We start from the raw sequence: 19,203 nt of genomic DNA on the forward strand, positions 1-19,203 counted from the left end.
ATATTAGCAGGATGATCTGCCAAAACGAGGATGGCAGGCAGGTTTGAGGCTGAGCTTACGAACAAGCGTGAGCGCTTCGGTCAGACTAATATCTTGCCGCACGGCACTTTTTTCAAATATGCAGACCGGTTCAGCGAGACCAATCTCACTGGCAGGCATATAAACATATTCTTGGTTCATTGTATCGCCATAAATAGTGCCGACTTTTAATTCGGCTGCTACCATAACACTCATAAAAATCACCTATTTTCTAAAACATATCTTTGCGCCATAAGACAAACGCACAAAGCGAAGTCAGTACTATGGCAATAATTGAGACGTACAGGAATCCGTTGGGGCCAGCTGAAGCGAATGGAATATCAACATTCATGCCAAAAAAACTTGAAATCACAGTTGGAATTGCCAGCATGATAGTCATGGATGCTAAAAACTTCATAACCAAATTCAAATTATTGGAGATGATTGAGGAGAATGTATCAGCAAGCCGCGAGAGGATTTTACTATACATTTCAACCATTTCTTTAGCCTGTTTATTTTCGATAATGACATCTTCTAACAGATCCTCATCTTCTTCATACATTTTTAAAAAAGCTTGTACATTATGATTCGAACATAAGCGTAAAAGTTTGTCAAGTACGGCCCCATTGGAACGAAGTGCTGCATTAAAATAGGTCAATCCTTTTTGCAGTTCCAATAAGCGCAGTATTTCTCGATTTTTCATAGAATTACGCAGCTTTTGTTCTATTTCATCAGAGATTTTATTCATTTGTCGTAGATACCGTAAATAAAAAGTTGCTGATTTATAGAGAATCTGAAATAAAAACCGCGATTTTTTGTATGTACGGAAGGTTCTGGACGTTGTTTCATTAAATTCTGAAATAACAGGCGTATCTTCTAAACATACGGTGATGACATAATCAGTGGTGACAATAATAGCCAATGGTAAAGTATCATAACTGTCGCGTCCACGCATTACAGGTACATTTGTTAAAACCATAACACAGTTATCTTCAACATCGGTATGAGAACGTTCTTCATCATCCAGGGCTGATTTCAAAAAGTCAGGTTCTACTTCAGTCAAATTTCCTACGACTTTTAATTCATAAGGGGTTGGGGCGATAATATTGATCCAGGAACCTTTTTCGAGAGTTTTTAAACTAAGTTCCTGCAATGGACCACTTTCTAATGATTTATATATTTTTAGCATAGTGTATAACTGCTCCCTTCGCAAAGAAAATCAGTCATCATTCTGCTAAAAAGCAAAAAATAGCAAGAAAAATGACGAAATTCGGCGATATTTTTTTGTTTTTAACTTAGACCGCGAACTAGGGTGGTCTGCGTCCATTTTTCTCACCAACCTTTGATATTTCATAGATTACATTAAAATATTACTCCCTGAGCAGGCATTAGTCAATATATCTTCTGCTAGAATATTAGATTTCAAGTCATTTAATGAAAATTTTACAAAAAATAAAGATAAATTTAGGGGAATAAGTAAAAAAATCGAGATAAGACGCATTAATTGAGCTGGCATAGGTTATTTATGGCAAATAATTAAGTTGAAAAAATATTTTAAATAAAAATTTGACAAATAAAAATAAAATTTGGTATACTGTTATAGTACGTTACGGAGAGGTGTCCGAGTGGTTTAAGGAGCTGGTCTTGAAAACCAGTGATTCCGCAAGGAACCGTGGGTTCGAATCCCACCCTCTCCGCCATTTTTTTATAAATATTATGATTCGTATCATGGAGTGGTACTCAAGTGGCTGAAGAGGACGGTTTGCTAAATCGTTAGACGCGCAAGCGTGCGAGAGTTCGAACCTCTCCCACTCCGCCATAATTTAAACATCTAGGACTTTGGGTTTTGCCCAAAGTCCTTTTTAGTATGTAAATTTATATTTTATAGAAATTTTCAGCTAAAGCATATGAGTTTATTTAGAGGTATTTTCTTTTAAATAGAGAAGATTTACTTTGTTAGTACTATATGAACGGATTTAAAAAAATAACGAGTTGGCGCGTTTCGTAAAATAACGAGTAACATGGTTTATTAACTGACTTACATACAAGATTATTGGATCTTTGGGGAGGAAGTTGTGAAAGCATGGAGACATATCAACGATCGATGAAAAATCAAATTCGTTATTTATTTATTATTCTCATGACGATGATGGTTGCAGTGGTGAGTTTTATTGCTTTTTATTATTGGAAATTATCGATTGATGATATGGTCATGAAAATTCAGGAAGAAGCGAATACCGCTATTTTACATGAAATAGAAAATTTCATTACAACTCCTTTAGATATGAATGAAAGAAATAGTTTGTTCATTAAGAGCGGTCTTGTCGATATAAATAATGCAGACAATCGAGAAGATTTTTTTTCGAGTGTTATGCAAACAGCACCACGAAATGTATATAGCTTCAGCTATGGGACTCGCATGGGTGAGTATTATGGTGTAAGGCGCAATCACGAAAATCAGTTAGAATTTATGAAAAGCGATAAAACGACACAAGGACATTCAAAATATTATGCGGCAAATGATGATTTTAGTGAAGGTGAATTGCGATTGACATTAGGTGCATTTGATCCGCGGACTAGAAGCTGGTATCAACTTGCCGAACAAACACATAAACCAATCTTTTCTCCTGTGTATAAACATTTTATTATGCACGATCTGGCACTTTCAGCTTCATATCCTATTTATAATGTAACGGGCGACTTAATGGGAGTTATGGGAACTCATATTCTTTTATCAGAAATGAATCAGAAGCTAAAAGAAGTAGTCCGTGACAAAAATGCGATTGCTTATATCGTAGAAAAAAATTCCGGCGAACTAGTTGCCAACACCGAAGATGAATCAAATTTTGTTGTAGATCAGGCAGGGACGATTGATCGAATCGACAGTATGCAGATTAAAAATAAAATTATTCACACAGCGCTGGAAAATTATCATGAGGATGAAAAACCTGAGTTTATGGAAGATACGACAAAAGGCCAATGGTATATTAAAATATCTGAATTGAAAAAAAACGGTTTAAATTGGTTGATTATTATGGCGATGCCAGAAGATCATTCTATTGTTGAACTTAAGCAAAGCATTATTTTTTCGGTATTTTTATCTGTTTTAACGATTATCATTGCAATTGTGATCTGGACAAAAAAAATAGATCAATATTTAAGGCCGATTTATGAATTGATTTCTATTACGGAAGAATATGGGTTAGGTGATTTTTCAAAGCGAGCCAATATATCCAAACGAGATGAGGTTGGTAAGTTAGGGTCAGCATTTAATAAAATGGCAGAGGAATTAGAAGTACTGATCAATCATTTAGAAAATAAAGTTGTTGAACGAACGCAAGAATTGGAACGAAGAAATACAGAACTCGCAAAAGCGAAAGAACAGATGGAGCTTTCTGCTCAGACCGATTTTTTAACAGGGTTGTATAACAGAAAATTTATTATACAACAAATTGAAACGGAAATAGAAAATTTCGGGACTAAATATGATGGATTTGCCATTGTTATGATGGATCTGGATTATTTTAAAAAAATAAACGATGAATATGGACATGATTGCGGCGATTTAGTTCTAAAAGATACTGCTATGATTATGCAGCAAGTAGTTCGTAAGCAAGACTGTGTTTCTCGTTGGGGCGGCGAAGAATTTTTAGTATTTTTGCCAAAAACAACGTTAATACAGGCGATTGAAATTGCTGAACTGCTACGGAGTGGTATAGAGGAACATGCATTTGTTTGTAAAAAAACACCGTTGAAAGCGACGATGACTTTAGGGATTGCTATGTACAAAGACGGGCTTAGCTTGGATGAAGTAATTAAAAATGCAGATATTGCCGTGTATAAAGGGAAAAAGAATGGACGGAATCAAGTATGTTGTTTCGAACAATTGGCAGAGCATTAATATATAGCATTTGTAAAGTTGCTCTTGCATAAAATTAGCAAAGTGTTAAAATAAAACTATATAATAATTATTATCGATTAGCAAAAATTTTTATCTTACAAAGGTAATAAAGGAGAGTTTCATATGAATAAATCTTCGCAGATGGAGCCAGTCATTATTGTTTTATTTGGAGCGTCGGGTGATTTGTCAGCACGCAAGGTAATTCCTGCTTTATATAATTTGCATCTTGATGGTTTATTGCCACAGCAGTATGCAATTGTTGGTGTAGCGAGAAGTTCTCTGACTGAGGAAACGCTTCGCGAGCGTTTTCGGCAGGGTGTTGATCAATATTCTCGGCGGGGACCTGCCAAGGAACAGGAATGGGATGCTTTTGCGGAGCATCTTCATTATATACAGTCGAACTATGATGAACCAACGTTGTATGATCGCTTGACGAAACTTGGTGATACTGGATGGGAAACACCACCCAATATTGTCTTTTATCTGGCGACACCACCCAATTTATTTACTATTGTTATTGATCAATTAGGACGCTTTTCGGAACTTCAGGGTGATATCCGCTATCGCATTGTCATTGAAAAACCATTTGGCCATGATTTGCATTCAGCTAAAGCTTTAAATCAACGATTACTGCAAGTTTTTGAAGAAAAGCAGATTTATCGGATTGATCATTATCTAGGCAAAGAAACCGTGCAGAATATTTTGGCGTTCCGTTTTGGCAATGCCATGTGGGAGCCTGTTTGGAATCGAAATTTCATTGATCATGTGCAAATTACCGTATCGGAAAAAATTGGTATTGGTCGTCGCGGCCAGTATTATGATTCAGCCGGTGCTTTGCGGGATATGATACAAAATCATTTGATGCAGCTTTTGTGCTTAATTGCTATGGAAGCACCTACGGAATTTACAGCGGATCAAATTCGCAACAAAAAAGTAGATGTCATGCATGCGATTCGAGCTATTAATAAAGCAGACGTTCCGGCTTTTGCCGTTCGGGGGCAATATGGACAAGGCTGGATGGATGGACAGCCAGTGCAAGCCTATCGCTGTGAAAAAGATGTCGATATTAATTCTAATACTGAAACCTTTGCAGCTTTGAAATTATTTGTGGATAACTGGCGTTGGCAAGGCGTTCCTTTTTATTTGCGGACTGGTAAATGTATGCCTGGTCGTGTTTCGGAGATTTCACTGCAATTTAGACCAGTGCCGCATCATCCGTTTGCTCATTTAAATACGCAGGTTTTTCAGCCAAATCGTTTGGTGCTGCAAATTGAACCGAATGAAGGGGTGGTTCTTAGAACTCAGGCCAAAGAACCGGGAATGGGGATGAAATTGAAACCAGTTGATATGAGTTATTGTTATCAAGATGTATTTCATCAGGCATCACCGGATGCGTATGAAACATTGCTGGTGGATATCATGCGTAATGATCCGGGGCTGTTTATGCGAGCGGATCAGGTTGAAGCTGCATGGAGTGTAATCGATCCAATTTTAGAGGTGTGGAGCGAAAATACAGAACTTAATTTTCCAAATTATCAAGCAGGGCAATGGGGGCCGCCTGAAGCGGAAAGTTTAGTTGCACAGGATAGACGTACCTGGCTTTTACCAATTTCTTTTGAACCGAAACGGGGAGGTTGTTCTGTTGAATAAAATTTATCAAAATATGAATGAATTATGTGTGGCTGGAGCAAATTTATTTGTGGAAGAAGCGCAAAAAGCGATTGTGGCAAGAGGTCGTTTTTCGGTGGCTCTTTCTGGCGGTTCCACGCCGCGCCGATTATTTGAAGAGATTGCGAAAAAAGAGTGGCATGAAAAATTAGATTGGCAGCGAATTTTTGTCTTTTGGGGCGATGAACGTTTTGTTCCTGCGGATGATGCCCAGAGCAATCAAAAAATGGCACGGGAAAGTTTATTGCGTTATGTGCCAATTCCCGAAGAAAATATTTTCCCAATTCCGTTTGCGGAAACTCCTATAGAATCAGCAGAAAAATATGAAGCAGTTCTTAAACAATTTTTCATGGATTCATGGCCGCAAATTGATCTTATTTTACTAGGCTTGGGTCCGGATGGACATACAGCCTCTCTATTTCCTGGATCAAATGCCTTAAATGAAGAGACACGCTGGGTTTGTCCGTCTAAAACAAAAGTGCCGGGGCCGGAACGAATTACATTGACTTTTCCTGTTTTAAACCGGGCGGGTCTTGTCTGTTTTATGGTAACCGGAAAAGAAAAGGCAGAAATGGTAAAACAGATTTTAAAACCTGTTTCGACAGAATTGATTTATCCAGCTCAGCGTATTCAACCGCTCACAGGCCGGTTGATTTGGCTGCTTGATCAAGCAGCAGCTCAGCTTATTTCTTGAAGTTTATAGAATAAAAAAATAGAGGTGGATGGTATGGATAAAAAATATGATATCGGACTGATTGGTTTAGCTGTCATGGGGCAGAATTTGGTTTTGAATATGAGCAATCATGGTTTTGCTGTTGCTGTTTACAATCGGACAGCTGGTAAAACAGATGAATTTAAACATACAACAGCTGCATCGGATATGATTGGGGCAGCCTATACAATTCCGAATTTTATCAAAATGCTTAAAAAACCGCGCAAGGTTATGCTGATGGTAAAAGCGGGTGCACCAGTGGATGATGTCATTTCTGAACTTGTTCCTTATTTAGAAGCAGGCGACATTATTATTGATGGGGGGAATTCGTTCTTCATGGACACCCAGCGCCGTTATAGTGAATTAGCTGATAAACAGATTCGGTTTATTGGTATGGGGGTTTCTGGCGGTGAAGAAGGGGCTCTCAATGGACCTAGCCTCATGCCTGGTGGTGATCTTTCAGCTTATGAGGAAGTTGCTACTATTTATCGGACGATTGCTGCTCAGGTAATGGATGGACCCTGTTGTGCATATATTGGTCAAGGCGGAGCTGGCCATTATGTGAAAATGGTGCATAATGGCATCGAATATGGAGATATGCAGTTAATCAGCGAAGCCTATTACATTATGAAAACAGTTTTAGGCTTAACAGCGGCTGAAATGTATCAGGTTTTTGATGAATGGAATCAGGGAGAATTGAATTCTTATCTCATTGAGATCACACGTGACATCTTCTTGAAGCAGGATGAAAAAACAGGTAGACCGTTGCTCGAGATGATTTTAGATAAAGCCGGACAAAAAGGAACAGGTAAATGGACGTCACAAAGTGCCCTCGATCTTGGCGTTCCGGTACCGACCATTACGGAGGCTGTCTTTGCCAGATGCATGTCTTCGTATAAGGATGAACGCATAGCTGCATCAACTATTTTAACAGGTCCTGAAATCCACTATACGGGTGATCGCAAAAAATTGATTCAGGCCATTCATGATGCGCTGTATGCATCAAAAATTTGTTCTTATGCGCAAGGTTTTGCTTTGCTTAAGGCCGCAAGTGCTGAATATAAATGGGATTTGAATTATGGCGATATGGCGTTGCTATGGCGGGGCGGCTGTATTATTCGGGCTCAATTCTTAGATCGGATCAAAGCGGCTTTTGTGAAAAATGCTAAGTTGACCAATCTTATGATGGATCCATTTTTCCAGGATATCTTGAGTCGAATGCAGGATAACTGGCGTTTGGTGACTACGATCTGTAAACAGCAAGGAATTCCGGCACCAGCTTTTAGTGCCTCCTTAGACTATTACGATAGCTATCGACAGCCAGTATTAAGTGCCAATATGATTCAAGCCCAGCGAGATTATTTTGGCGCTCATACGTATGAAAGAACCGATACAAAGGGAATTTTTCATACGCAGTGGCTAGAGGAATTAATGCATAAAGATTAGCCGACGTTTTCAGAAAAAATAGAACGATAAAAAAAGGAGAATTTATATGGATATTTTTGCTTATGCACTCAAAATGGAGCTTGATGGTGAAGCCTATTATACTGAGCTGGCTAAACATGCTGGTTATAAAGATCTGGAAGTTGTTTTCCTGGATTTAGCGGAGGCTGAAAAACGTCATTACGAAATCATTAAAGAGGCAAGAGATGCGGGGCATTATACGCTTACGCCAGGTCCAATGCCAACTATTCCTAATGTCTTTGCTTTTCCCGATGAACTTAAAGAAAAATCGCCGGAATGGCTGGCTCAGTGGAAAAAAGAACAACTTGATGTCTATCAGGCCGCTCTTTTAAAAGAACAACAAAGCGTTACGCTTTATCAGGATTTGAAAACAAAGGTAGTTACGGTAGAAGAAAAAGATATTTGCGAGCGTTTGGCTTTAGAAGAAACAAAGCATGTCCATGTCATCGAGGATCTTATTGAAATGCTCAATCATGTTAATGATTGGGTTGAGGCAGCAGAATTCAATCCTAAAGATGATGCCTATTAAAAATAACGAATCGTTATATAAACAGGCTGTCAAAAACCTTATTTGTAAAAATAAAGCTGCTTCAAACAAGATAGAAATCTTGTTTAAGCAGCTTTTTTCATATTTGTCTATTTGATAATTCTTTAGTTGGTAAAAAGGAGTTTTGCTGATTTTGCGTAAATAATACGATAGGAGATATAGCGAGCCTTGCGCACAATTCTATTTATTCAGAGGAGGGATGGAGAATGAATAAAGCTTATATAATGCAACAGGTTTGGCGATTTTTATTTTGTTTGGTTCTTTTATTTGCTGGCAGCAGTATCGCTCAGGCAGATTCTTTATTGCCGAGTACCCGCTGGGCGGGCTATATGAATTATACGAATTCCAGGTTTGGTTATTCCATTGAGGTTCCTAATTCTTTTGTTTTGATTTTTAAACCAGATAATGCCGATGGCGCTATTTTTAAGGACAATACTTTTAATCGAAACCTGCGAGTATATGCTACGTATTTTAATACAGCGTATGAAGAGCAGCTTAAAAATTTACATGGAAAAGTAACATACAGCGATCTGCAAGATGATTGGTATGTGATTTCCTGGCTGGATCAAGGTATGATTTATTATAAAAAAGTATATTTCACAAAAGAAGAATCGGCGGGATTTATCTTAGAATATCCAGTTGGTGAAAAAGAAATGATGGATGAAGTAGTGAGTCATATTGCTGAAACATTAACTCCGAGATGGAAAAAATAAAGGCTATTTCTGTTGATATATCGAAGCTGATTGCCAAATTTATGGTGGTCGGCTTTTTTTGCATGGTATTTTAGCGGATAATCTTTACACTTTCTTTATATAAATGGAATCATTATTGACGACATCTTTACGGAGAATGGATTTATAATGAGAACAAGCAAACGAAAGGGGCTCAGGGGTATGGATGATTTATGGCTGGCAGCTATTTTAGCTGGAGGAATATTTGTTTATTTAGTTTATGTCTTAATGAAACCGGAGGAATTTTAACATGTTTAGTGATATGACGTTATTTGTTGTTTTTGCAGTTGTACTTATTGCAATAGCTTTGCCATTAGGTCGCTATATGACCAATGTATTTTTTGGCGAAAATAAAATCGTTGGTAAGTTCTTTTTACCAATCGAACGAATTTTTTATCGTTTGGCTGGTGTGAATGAAAAAACAGAAATGAATTGGCGGCAATATGCCACAGCTCTTATACTATTTAATGTATTTGGTGCAGTTTTTTTGTTTCTGATCCAATTGAGCCAGCAGGCTCTGCCACTTAATCCACAAAATTTTGGTTCTGTGGAAACTTGGCATTTGGCACTAAATACAGCGATTAGTTTTATTACCAATACGAATTGGCAGGCTTATGGCGGGGAATCTACATTAAGCTATTTCACGCAAATGACTGGTCTTACCGTGCAAAACTTTTTATCAGCGGCAACGGGGTGTGCTGTAGCAGTTGCTTTTATTAGAGGATTAACAAGGAAGTCAACGCATCTGATCGGAAATTTCTGGCTTGATTTAGTACGCTTTACAGTACGGGTTTTATTACCGATTTCCATTGTTTTGACGCTGTTTTTCGTACAGCAGGGTGTGATTCAAAATTTTGATACGTATCAAACGGTACAAACACTTGAGGGCGCAGAGCAAACGATTGCTATGGGGCCGGTTGCATCACAAGAGTCCATTAAAATGCTGGGAACGAACGGTGGTGGATTTTTTAATGCAAATTCAGCTCATCCGTTTGAAAATCCAACCCCACTTACAAATTTCGTGCAAATGCTGGCAATATTTATAATTCCATTAGCACTTGTTTTTATGTTTGGAAATGTGACAAAAAATAAAAAACAAGGTTATGCGATTGCCGGCGCGATGTTTTTGATGTTTTTCATTATGCTGGGTGTTAATTACAGCAGTGAGATCAATGGTAATCCAATCATTGATCAAATGAATATCAGTGAGCCGACTTCTTTTGAAGGGAAGGAAGTTCGTTTCGGAATGGGAAGCTCTTCTTTATTTACAACAATCACAACGGCTGCTTCTTGCGGTGCAGTCAACAATATGCATGATAGTTTAACACCGCTTGGTGGATTAGTGCCGCTCTTACAAATGATGTTAGGTGAAATTGTTTTTGGCGGCGTTGGTGCAGGGTTTTATGGCATCATGGTTTATGTTTTGATTACGGTGTTTATTGTTGGTCTGATGGTCGGACGTACACCGGAATATTTGGGGAAAAAGATTGAAGCGAAAGAAATGAAATTCGTCATGTTGGCCTTACTCATACCATCGGTTACTATTTTGCTGTTTAGTGCAGCAGCATCCGTATCGGATGCTGGTTTGGCGGGACTAAACAATGATGGGCCGCATGGGTTGAGTGAGATTTTATATGCCTTTACGTCAGGCACGGCAAATAACGGCAGTGCTTTTGCTGGATTAACGGCCAATACAGTCTTTTACGATCTGAGCCTTTCCGTCGCTATGCTGCTGGGCCGGTTTGGGGTCATTGTGCCACTTTTGGCAGTCGCCGGCAGTATGGCTGAAAAGAAAATAGCACCGAGTGGGTTAGGTACGTTTGAAACAACTGGTTTCACGTTTATGATTTTACTGGCAGGTATTGTTTTCATTATTGGTGCACTTACCTTTTTACCGGCATTGGCATTGGGGCCTATTGTAGAACAGGTTCTTATGATACAGGGAATAACATTTTAAAGGAGCTATAGAATATGAATGCGCAAAAAAACAACTTGAATTCAACAATTATTATAGAAGCAGTTCGTGATTCTTTTCGGAAACTGCATCCAGCTATACAAATAAAAAGCCCGGTCATGTTTATTGTGTATCTTGGGGCGATATTTACAAGCTATGTGGCTTTGCGTGATGCTGTCACTAGCTCAAATTCTATTTTTCTGGTAACTCAAATCAGCGTATGGTTATGGTTTACAGTGTTATTTGCCAATTTTGCTGAAGCTGTCGCTGAAGGCCGCGGCAAAGCACAGGCACAATCACTTCGCAGTACGCGAAGCCATGTGCAGGCAAAAAAACTAATGGGGACCGATTGGTTGATGGTCGATGCGGATACCTTGCGTAAAGGTGATATATTAATGGTAGAAGCCGGAAACTTTATCCCCAGCGATGGTGAAATCATCGAAGGAATGGCAACGGTAGATGAAAGTGCGGTTACAGGTGAATCTGCACCGGTTATTCGTGAATCCGGTGGAGATAAATCATCGGTAACTGGTGGTACAAAAGTTTTATCAGATTGGATTAAAATCAAAGTTACGGCAAATCCCGGCGAAACATTTTTAGATCGGATGATTAGCTTAGTTGAAGGGGCACAGCGCCAAAAAACACCAAATGAAATAGCTTTGACTATTTTATTAGTAAGTCTATCTTTAATCTTCTTGGTTGCCGTAGCTACTATTGAACCATTTGCCATTTATTCAGGAGCCGTCGTTTCCACGACCACGTTAATGGCGCTGCTGGTTTGTTTAATTCCGACAACGATTGGTGGGCTCTTAAGTTCTATCGGGATTGCCGGTATGGATCGATTGCTAAAACATAATGTTTTAGCAATGTCGGGGCGTGCTGTCGAAGCTGCTGGTGATGTCAATGTATTGTTACTCGATAAAACAGGTACGATTACGTTAGGAAATCGTATGGCAACGGAATTTATTTCGGCTGAAGGGGTCAGCGCTGCAGAAATGGCGGATGTTGCACAATTGTCATCCTTAGCTGATGAAACCCCGGAAGGCCGCAGCATTGTTGTTTTAGCGAAAGAACAATATGGTTTAAGAGAACGCGACCTTAATGCTTTACAAGCTGAATTTGTGCCATTTACAGCCCAAACACGCATGAGTGGTGTCAATATTCAAAAATTAGAAATTCGCAAGGGTTCGGTTGATGCAATTGAAAGATATGTGAAAGAACGGGGCGGGATTTTGCCGGATGATGTGAGACAGGCGAGCGAACGTATTGCAAAAAGCGGTGGTACACCTCTCGTCGTAGCACAAGATACAAAAATTATGGGGACAATTCATTTGAAAGATATTGTAAAAGGCGGTATCAAAGAACGTTTCCGTGAACTTCGGCAGATGGGAATCAAGACGGTTATGATAACCGGAGATAATCCCCTTACGGCAGCGGCAATTGCAGCAGAAGCAGGCGTTGATGATTTTCTGGCCGAAGCAACTCCGGAAGCAAAATTACAAATGATCCGTGATTATCAAGAGGGTGGTATGCTGGTAGCGATGACGGGCGATGGTACAAATGATGCCCCGGCACTGGCACAGGCTGATGTGGGTGTGGCGATGAATAGTGGTACCCAGGCAGCCAAAGAAGCCGGCAATATGGTGGATCTCGATTCGAATCCAACCAAATTGATTGAAATTGTTGAAATTGGCAAACAGCTTTTGATGACCCGCGGTTCTTTGACCACCTTTAGTATTGCCAATGATATTGCAAAATATTTTGCGATTATACCAGCGATGTTTGTTGGGACATATCCAGCACTGGGTGTCTTTAATATCATGCAGTTAGCTACACCGGATAGTGCTATTTTAAGCGCAGTCATCTTTAATGCTTTAATTATTATCGGTTTAATTCCGCTTGCATTGAAAGGTGTGAAATACAAACCGGTTGGAGCAGCCATGATTTTAAAGCAAAATTTATTTATTTATGGTTTGGGTGGCTTAATTGCTCCCTTTATTGGCATTAAAATCATTGATATGATTTTAGTGGCGCTCAATATTGTTGGTTGATAAAAAGGAGTTGGAAGATAAATGTTGAAAGAAATTAGTACTTCAATTCGCATGCTTTTGGTTTTAACCTTGGTTTTAGGAGTTTTTTATCCTTTAAGTATGACGGGATTTGCACAACTGTTTTTCTCGTCACAGGCCAATGGTTCGCTGATAACGAAAGATGGGCAGGTCGTTGGTTCAGAGTTGATTGGACAGACATTTGCAAGTGATGCATATTTTAATGGGCGTCCATCGGCTGCTGGTGATGATGGGTATGATGCGACCAGTTCCGCTGGTTCAAATTTAGGTCCTACGAGTGAAAAACTGATGAAAAATATTACCGAAAGGGCCGATCAGGTACGTCAGGATAATGATTTATCCCAAACGGCGATGGTTCCAAGTGATTTGGTTATGGCATCCGGCAGTGGACTTGATCCTCATATTTCACCGGCGGCCGCCAAACTGCAAATTACACGCATAGCGAAAGCCAGAGGTTTGGCTGAAAATCAGGTGGATGCTCTGGTCGAAAAAAACATCGAAAATCCGCAACTAGGATTTTTAGGAGATAAGAGAGTGAATGTATTGCGGCTTAATTTAGCGTTGGATGCAATGGCTTTGTGAAATACGTGACATAAAACAGGGAGGAAAGAAAATGGAAAACCGCCCGAATCCTGAAGTGTTATTAAAAAAACTGCATAAAGAGACACGGGGAAAATTGACGGTGTTTTTAGGTTCAATGGCTGGGGTTGGCAAAACATTTACCATGCTAAAGTCGGCTCATGATCAACAAAGTGAAGGAAAAAATATTGTAATTGGCTGGATTGAAACACATGGTCGAGCTGAAACTGAAAAACTGGTAACGGGGCTTTTTAAAGTAGCCCCGTTATCCGTTCGTTATCATGAAAATGACCTTTTGGAAATGGATATAGATGCAATTTTGACATTGAAACCGGAAATTGTTTTGGTTGATGAATTGGCACATACGAATGTTTTTGGCTCAAGACATGTAAGACGATATCAGGATGTGGAAGAATTATTAGAGGCTGGTATCAATGTTTATACGACTGTTAATATACAGCATATAGAAAGTCTCAATGATGTTGTGGCTCAGATTACGGGTATTATTGTGAAAGAGACTGTGCCGGACTATGTTTTGGAAGAAGCAGACACGGTTCAATTAATTGATATTGCACCGGAAAACTTGATGCAGCGGCTGCGCGACGGAAAAATTTATATACCAGAACAAGCCAAACAGGCTTTGAAAAACTTTTTTCGTCAGGGTAATATCAGTGCGCTGCGTGAGCTGGCACTCAGATTTACCGCTCAGCGGGTTGATAAAGATTTAGCAGAATATATGCAGGATCACCATATTGAAGGACCGTGGCCTGCTGCTGGAAGAGTTATGGTCTGCATTAGCGGCAGTCCTTTTTCGGCGCAGCTGATTCGTGCGGCGAACCGTCTGGCAACGGGTCTGCGTTCCGAGCTTTTGGCTGTACATATTGAAGCCGAAAAAATGGATTTTCCCATTGGCGATAAGGAACGAGATCGTATTGCCAAAAATATGCGGCTGGCTGAAGATTTGGGGGCTAAAACTTTAACAGTAGTAGGACAAAACTTAGTCGATGAAATGCTGATGATTGCCCGTAAACAAAATGTTACGGCGATTGTTGTTGGCAAGCCAAATCATAGTAAACTTCTGGAACTGTTTCGCGGCTCTATTGTAGACAATATTATTCGGCGCAGCGGAGATATCAATGTGTATGTCATTCCCGGAACGAAGGAGACAAAAAATGTCAGAGTTAACGATTTTACCCCGAACTCGGTGGCACTTAGTTACCGTCAGGTATGCTTGAGCCTTAGTATGGTTGTTTTTATTACAGTGTTTGGTTGGTGGCTCAAAGAGCAGTTGGAAATTTTAAATATTGCTTTTTTATATATTCTGCCTGTTTTATTCAGTGCTTTGTGGTGGGGGAAATGGGCATCGTATTTGAGCGCAATTGTTGGAATTTTGGCTTTAGATTTTTATTTTATTGAACCGATTATGACTTTTTCAGTGGGGGATGTACGTTATATATGGAGTTTTGTGATCTTCTTGCTGTTATCGGCTTTGATCGGTGGCAGAACAGATAAATTGCGCAAAGAAAGCAAACAGGCCCGGCAGCAAGAAAAAAGTACACGGGCCGTTTATGAATTCAGTCGTGATATTGTGGCAGTAGTCAATCTGGAAGCGATTGCGAAAAGTTTGGTCAGACAGGCAGGGGAAACGATTGAACGAAAAATTTTACTTTTACTGCCAGATGATAAAGGAAATATCAGCAAGCAAATGCAATACGATCCGCAAACGGGGACTGTTAATGAAACGCTTCGCCAGATAACCCTGCACGAGTCAGAGTCCGCTGTTGCAGCGTGGGTGTATAAAAATAAACAAGCTGCAGGCTGCAGCACGGATACTCTGCCTGGCGGGACATATATGTATGTGCCTATTTATAGCCAGGAAACAGTATTTGGTGTACTTGGTATAGATTTGGCACAGCAAAAATTGATACCAAGTGAACGGCGATTGATTGATGCCTGGGTGAGGCTGGCAGCTGTTGCAATGGAACGGGTGGATTTGGCTGAAAAAGCTCGCCGGACGGATTTGATTTTGGAAGCTGATAAATTGCGTACGGCTTTATTTAATTCTATTTCACATGAATTAAAAACCCCACTATCGGCTATTTTGGGCTGTGTGACAACATTGTTGGAAGCGGATTCTGTTTATAATCAACAAGATAGAATTGAATTATTGTCCAACATAAAAGACAGCTCGTTTCGTATGGAACGTCTGATTGGTAATTTGTTGGATACCGCACGTATGGAAAGTGGGATGATGAAACTAAAATCGGATTGGTGTGATATGGAAGATATCATTGGCACAACTTTACGGCGGCTGGGAGATCTCTTAAAAAATCATAAGGTGACGGTGGATGTTGAACCAAATTTGCCTTTTGTGCAAGGAGATTGTGTTTTAATTGAACAGGTTTTAGTGAATTTGCTTGATAATGCAATTAAATATTCTAAGAAACAGACTGAAATTGTCATTCGGGTAAAAAAAATACAAGGAGCAATTGAAATCGCCATAATGGATCAGGGGGTTGGGATTCCCATAGAAGATTTGGAGAATGTTTTTCATAAGTTTTATAGGGTCAAACAACCTAAAAAAGTCACGGGGACGGGACTTGGACTGTCTATTTGTAAGGGTATCATTGAAGCACATAAAGGGAAAATAACAGCAGTAAATCGCAGTTTGGGCGGGGCGATGATCGTATTTACACTTCCTCTGCCAGATAAAAACAAAAAAAGCAGCAATTAATTTGCTATAATTAGGTTAAAAACAGGCAGCAGGTGATCAATGTGACAACCGCAGGAACACGAATTTTGGTTATTGATGATGAGGCGCAGATTCGAAAATTATTGCGTGTCGTATTAAGTGCGCATGGCTATGAAGTAGAAGAAGAAAAAAATGGTCGAGATGGTATTGTCAGAGCTACCATGTTTAAACCAGATCTATTGATTGTTGACTTGGGTTTGCCGGATATAGACGGTAAAGTTGTTGTCAAAGAAATTCGCGAATGGTCAAAAGTGCCGATTATTGTATTGACGGCTCGTGACGAAGAACAAGAGAAAATTGAAGCACTGGATTTAGGCGCTGATGATTATGTAACCAAGCCATTTAGTACAGGTGAACTATTAGCCAGACTGCGTGTCTGCTTGCGGCGAAGCATCACCGATGCCGATGCAGAGGAATCGGTCATCCAATGTGGTGACTTAAAGATTGATTTTGCCAAACGGAAAGTAACGATCCTTGATCGTGAGATCAAATTGACACCCACCGAATATGATATTGTAAAAATCATGGCCCAAAATGCAGGCCGTGTATTAACCCATAAGCAATTGTTAAAAGCAGTCTGGGGCAGCGAATACAATGAAGACACGCATTATATTCGTGTTTATATAGGTCAAATCAGGCGCAAAATAGAATCAAATCCTACACAGCCGCATTATATTCTTACGGAAACCGGAGTCGGATATCGTTTTATGGGCTAAAAAACACCCCTGTCACGCTCAAGCGTCTCAGGGGTGTTTTTGGTTAAAAACTTTTTTTTACTTGTTCGATTCGATCTGCTTTTTCGGAGCGGATCATCAGCTGTAATTGCTCGGCCCGTTTGCGGTGCGCAATGATGGCAAATTCGATACGTTTTTTTACTTCTTCTGATTCAATGTCACTTTCATATGCTTGTTTTAGTTTTTTCCCACGCTCAATAATATCATGGAGTTCGTTTTCTAAAAGTTTTGGTTCGCCCAGACCAATGCCATAAATTGAGCGAATATTATCTTTGACGATTTGGGCATAACCGCCCTCAGCTGAAGTTCTTTCTAAGTATTTGGCAATATGGATAATGATTTGAAAGGGATCTTCACAATTATGAATCATATCCATTAGTTCTATTTTTATATCTTGCTGTATACCGTGAGGAATACTGACATCAATATTTTCGCTCATGTTTAATTACTCCTTTTTATAATGTATGATTTTTGTTTTAATGGCCTGTTGTAAAGAATCGAGTGTATAAGGGTAAAGCAGCTGACTTGATAAGCTCTGCAAGCCTTCGGGCGGAGGACCGGAAGGTGTAATTAGTAAAAAGGGAATATTCTTAATGAGCGGATGGCTGCGAAATTGAGCGAAAGAAAAATTTTCAGAATAAATGAGATCCGTATTTAAGATAATTAAATCTGGTAAAAATACTTCTAGATATGCAGTCGAGGTAAAATCATCTGAAATAGGGTATAAGTCATAAACATCAAATAAAGCGCAGCAAACCATATCAAGATTATCAAAATTATTATCAATAATTACTATTTTGTCTCTTGTTTGTTCTGACATAGATGAAACCTGCCTTTCCATTAAACAACTATCATTATATAATAGAATATCGATGAAAAACGTCATAAAGTTAAGAGGTCATGAATTTTTTTTGCTACAGCTGCTGGTTCAATTTGGTTCATGCAGGCATTGGTTTTATAACGACACTTTGTTTTGTTACAATTTCGACATTCATTGTCGCTGCAAATGAATGTATGTCCTTTGACCAATGGGCCATATTGTTCAGGTCGTGTCGGTCCCCAGAGACTGATCGTGGGTGTCATGACCGCGGTGGCTATATGCAGCGCTCCGGTATCACCGGTTAATAGAAGATCTATATGTTTCAAAAGTGCGGCCATTTCTATGAGTGATGTTTTTCCGGCAATATTTATAACCTGCTTGTTCGTTAAGGTCATGATTTCAGCTGCATCCTTTTTATCTGAGGGACCGCCGGAGATAAGCAGTTGAATTTCAGGGTCAAGCAAATCAATGCAGCTCGCAAAATGCTGATTACCCCAATTTTTATTGGGCCAGCTTGTACGTGGATTTATCATGAGTGTTTTTTTCAGAGGATTTATTTTATATCTAGTAAAAAAATCTTTTACGAAAGTATCAAACTGATTTGGCAGGGGTAATGTTAGGTGATAATCGGTGGTTTCAATGCCAAGCTGCTGCAGTACGGAAAGATAGCGTTTGATCATATGAGGACTGTCAATGGCAGGTGCCAATTCGGTCATAAAAAAACGGTTGAGTTCACGTGTTCCCGCCATGCCGATACGTCGTTTTGATTGGCTTAACCTGGTTATAATACCCGACATAAAGAGTCCGTGAATATCAAGGACGATATCAAAATGATGTTGCTTAAAAAAATTTTTAGTGTTTGCCATGACTGAATGACTTTGCTGATATTAAGATGAATGGCAGCTTTTTCAAACTCTTCTCTAGACCAGATGAAGAGTTCATCAATATCGGGATTGTATTTTAATAATTCAGCAGCTGTTTGGCTTACAATCCATGTTATATGACAGTTTGGATAGTTTTCTTTCAATGTACGGGCAACTGGTGTTGCATGCAGAACATCTCCAATGGAACTTAAACGTACAATTAAGAATTTTGTGTTATTAAACATAATAAACCATGCTTTCTTATTATTTTGTTCCGTCACAGTAAAAATATAATTGTTATTGTAGCATGAGATGCTTAAAATCGCAAAAAAACATCATAAAAATATTGGCTTTGTGTTAAAATATGAATTTTGAGAAATACAAATTTCTC

18 protein-coding genes and 2 tRNA genes are annotated in these 19,203 nt (G+C 39.3%); 14 read left to right on the plus strand and 6 right to left on the minus strand.

Annotated elements, in window-relative coordinates; genetic code table 11:
* Positions 1-3 precede the first annotated feature (3 nt).
* Positions 4-234, minus strand: a complete 231-nt coding sequence (locus tag BMY14_RS08460; protein WP_019552913.1) for a hypothetical protein — start codon at positions 232-234, stop codon at positions 4-6.
* Between the two features lie 16 nt (positions 235-250).
* On the minus strand, positions 251-1,207 hold the full coding sequence (locus BMY14_RS08465) for a magnesium transporter CorA family protein (RefSeq protein WP_019552912.1): 957 nt from the start codon (positions 1,205-1,207) through the stop codon (positions 251-253).
* Positions 1,208-1,629: 422 nt separating this feature from the next.
* Here BMY14_RS08465 and BMY14_RS08470 point away from each other — a divergent pair.
* The 14 genes from BMY14_RS08470 (at position 1,630) to BMY14_RS08535 (ending at position 17,111) form a co-directional block, all read left to right on the plus strand.
* A tRNA-Ser gene (locus BMY14_RS08470) sits at positions 1,630-1,718 on the plus strand.
* Between the two features lie 30 nt (positions 1,719-1,748).
* Positions 1,749-1,837: transfer RNA gene (locus tag BMY14_RS08475), tRNA-Ser, on the plus strand.
* 264 nt (positions 1,838-2,101) lie between these two features.
* Positions 2,102-3,919, plus strand: coding sequence for a diguanylate cyclase (locus BMY14_RS08480; protein WP_091830850.1), 1,818 nt, complete (start codon positions 2,102-2,104; stop codon positions 3,917-3,919).
* Between the two features lie 123 nt (positions 3,920-4,042).
* A complete protein-coding gene (gene zwf / locus BMY14_RS08485; RefSeq protein ID WP_091830852.1) occupies positions 4,043-5,569 on the plus strand; it encodes a glucose-6-phosphate dehydrogenase in 1,527 nt (508 codons plus the stop codon).
* Positions 5,562-6,281, plus strand: a complete 720-nt coding sequence (pgl, locus tag BMY14_RS08490; RefSeq protein ID WP_091830854.1) for a 6-phosphogluconolactonase — start codon at positions 5,562-5,564, stop codon at positions 6,279-6,281. Before zwf ends, pgl begins: the two co-directional genes overlap by 8 nt.
* A gap of 33 nt (positions 6,282-6,314) precedes the next feature.
* Complete coding sequence (gene gndA / locus BMY14_RS08495) at positions 6,315-7,745, plus strand: NADP-dependent phosphogluconate dehydrogenase (protein ID WP_091830856.1); 1,431 nt, start codon at positions 6,315-6,317, stop codon at positions 7,743-7,745.
* A 46-nt stretch (positions 7,746-7,791) separates the two neighbouring features.
* Positions 7,792-8,292, plus strand: coding sequence for a ferritin family protein (locus tag BMY14_RS08500; protein WP_019552907.1), 501 nt, complete (start codon positions 7,792-7,794; stop codon positions 8,290-8,292).
* 224 nt (positions 8,293-8,516) lie between these two features.
* Positions 8,517-9,023, plus strand: a complete 507-nt coding sequence (locus BMY14_RS08505; RefSeq protein WP_091830858.1) for a hypothetical protein — start codon at positions 8,517-8,519, stop codon at positions 9,021-9,023.
* Positions 9,024-9,170: 147 nt separating this feature from the next.
* Positions 9,171-9,290, plus strand: a complete 120-nt coding sequence (locus BMY14_RS08510; protein WP_083923956.1) for a potassium-transporting ATPase subunit F — start codon at positions 9,171-9,173, stop codon at positions 9,288-9,290.
* A 1-nt stretch (position 9,291) separates the two neighbouring features.
* A complete protein-coding gene (gene kdpA, locus BMY14_RS08515) occupies positions 9,292-10,998 on the plus strand; it encodes a potassium-transporting ATPase subunit KdpA (protein ID WP_091830860.1) in 1,707 nt (568 codons plus the stop codon).
* A 14-nt stretch (positions 10,999-11,012) separates the two neighbouring features.
* Entirely contained in the window at positions 11,013-13,046 is a 2,034-nt protein-coding gene (kdpB, locus tag BMY14_RS08520; RefSeq protein WP_091830862.1) for a potassium-transporting ATPase subunit KdpB, read from the plus strand.
* A gap of 21 nt (positions 13,047-13,067) precedes the next feature.
* On the plus strand, positions 13,068-13,646 hold the full coding sequence (kdpC, locus tag BMY14_RS08525; RefSeq protein WP_091830864.1) for a potassium-transporting ATPase subunit KdpC: 579 nt from the start codon (positions 13,068-13,070) through the stop codon (positions 13,644-13,646).
* Between the two features lie 31 nt (positions 13,647-13,677).
* Complete coding sequence (locus BMY14_RS08530; RefSeq protein WP_091830866.1) at positions 13,678-16,377, plus strand: sensor histidine kinase; 2,700 nt, start codon at positions 13,678-13,680, stop codon at positions 16,375-16,377.
* A gap of 32 nt (positions 16,378-16,409) precedes the next feature.
* Positions 16,410-17,111, plus strand: a complete 702-nt coding sequence (locus tag BMY14_RS08535) for a response regulator (protein ID WP_245741326.1) — start codon at positions 16,410-16,412, stop codon at positions 17,109-17,111.
* A 43-nt stretch (positions 17,112-17,154) separates the two neighbouring features.
* Here the strand turns inward: BMY14_RS08535 and BMY14_RS08540 are convergent, their stop codons facing one another.
* The 4 genes from BMY14_RS08540 to BMY14_RS20510 form a co-directional block, all read right to left on the minus strand.
* Positions 17,155-17,568 (minus strand): hypothetical protein, encoded by a 414-nt coding sequence (locus tag BMY14_RS08540; protein ID WP_091830868.1) that lies wholly within the window; start codon positions 17,566-17,568, stop codon positions 17,155-17,157.
* Between the two features lie 6 nt (positions 17,569-17,574).
* Complete coding sequence (locus BMY14_RS08545) at positions 17,575-17,949, minus strand: hypothetical protein (protein ID WP_091830870.1); 375 nt, start codon at positions 17,947-17,949, stop codon at positions 17,575-17,577.
* Positions 17,950-18,011: 62 nt separating this feature from the next.
* Positions 18,012-18,746, minus strand: coding sequence for a glycosyltransferase family 9 protein (locus BMY14_RS08550; protein ID WP_245741328.1), 735 nt, complete (start codon positions 18,744-18,746; stop codon positions 18,012-18,014).
* A complete protein-coding gene (locus BMY14_RS20510; protein WP_177177525.1) occupies positions 18,731-19,057 on the minus strand; it encodes a glycosyltransferase family 9 protein in 327 nt (108 codons plus the stop codon). The genes BMY14_RS08550 and BMY14_RS20510 overlap by 16 nt, the downstream gene beginning before the upstream one ends.
* Between the last annotated feature and the right edge of the window lie 146 nt (positions 19,058-19,203).

The sequence above is a fragment of the Propionispira arboris genome (assembly GCF_900109225.1).
GTDB classification, from domain to species: Bacteria; Bacillota; Negativicutes; order Selenomonadales; family Selenomonadaceae; genus Propionispira; species Propionispira arboris.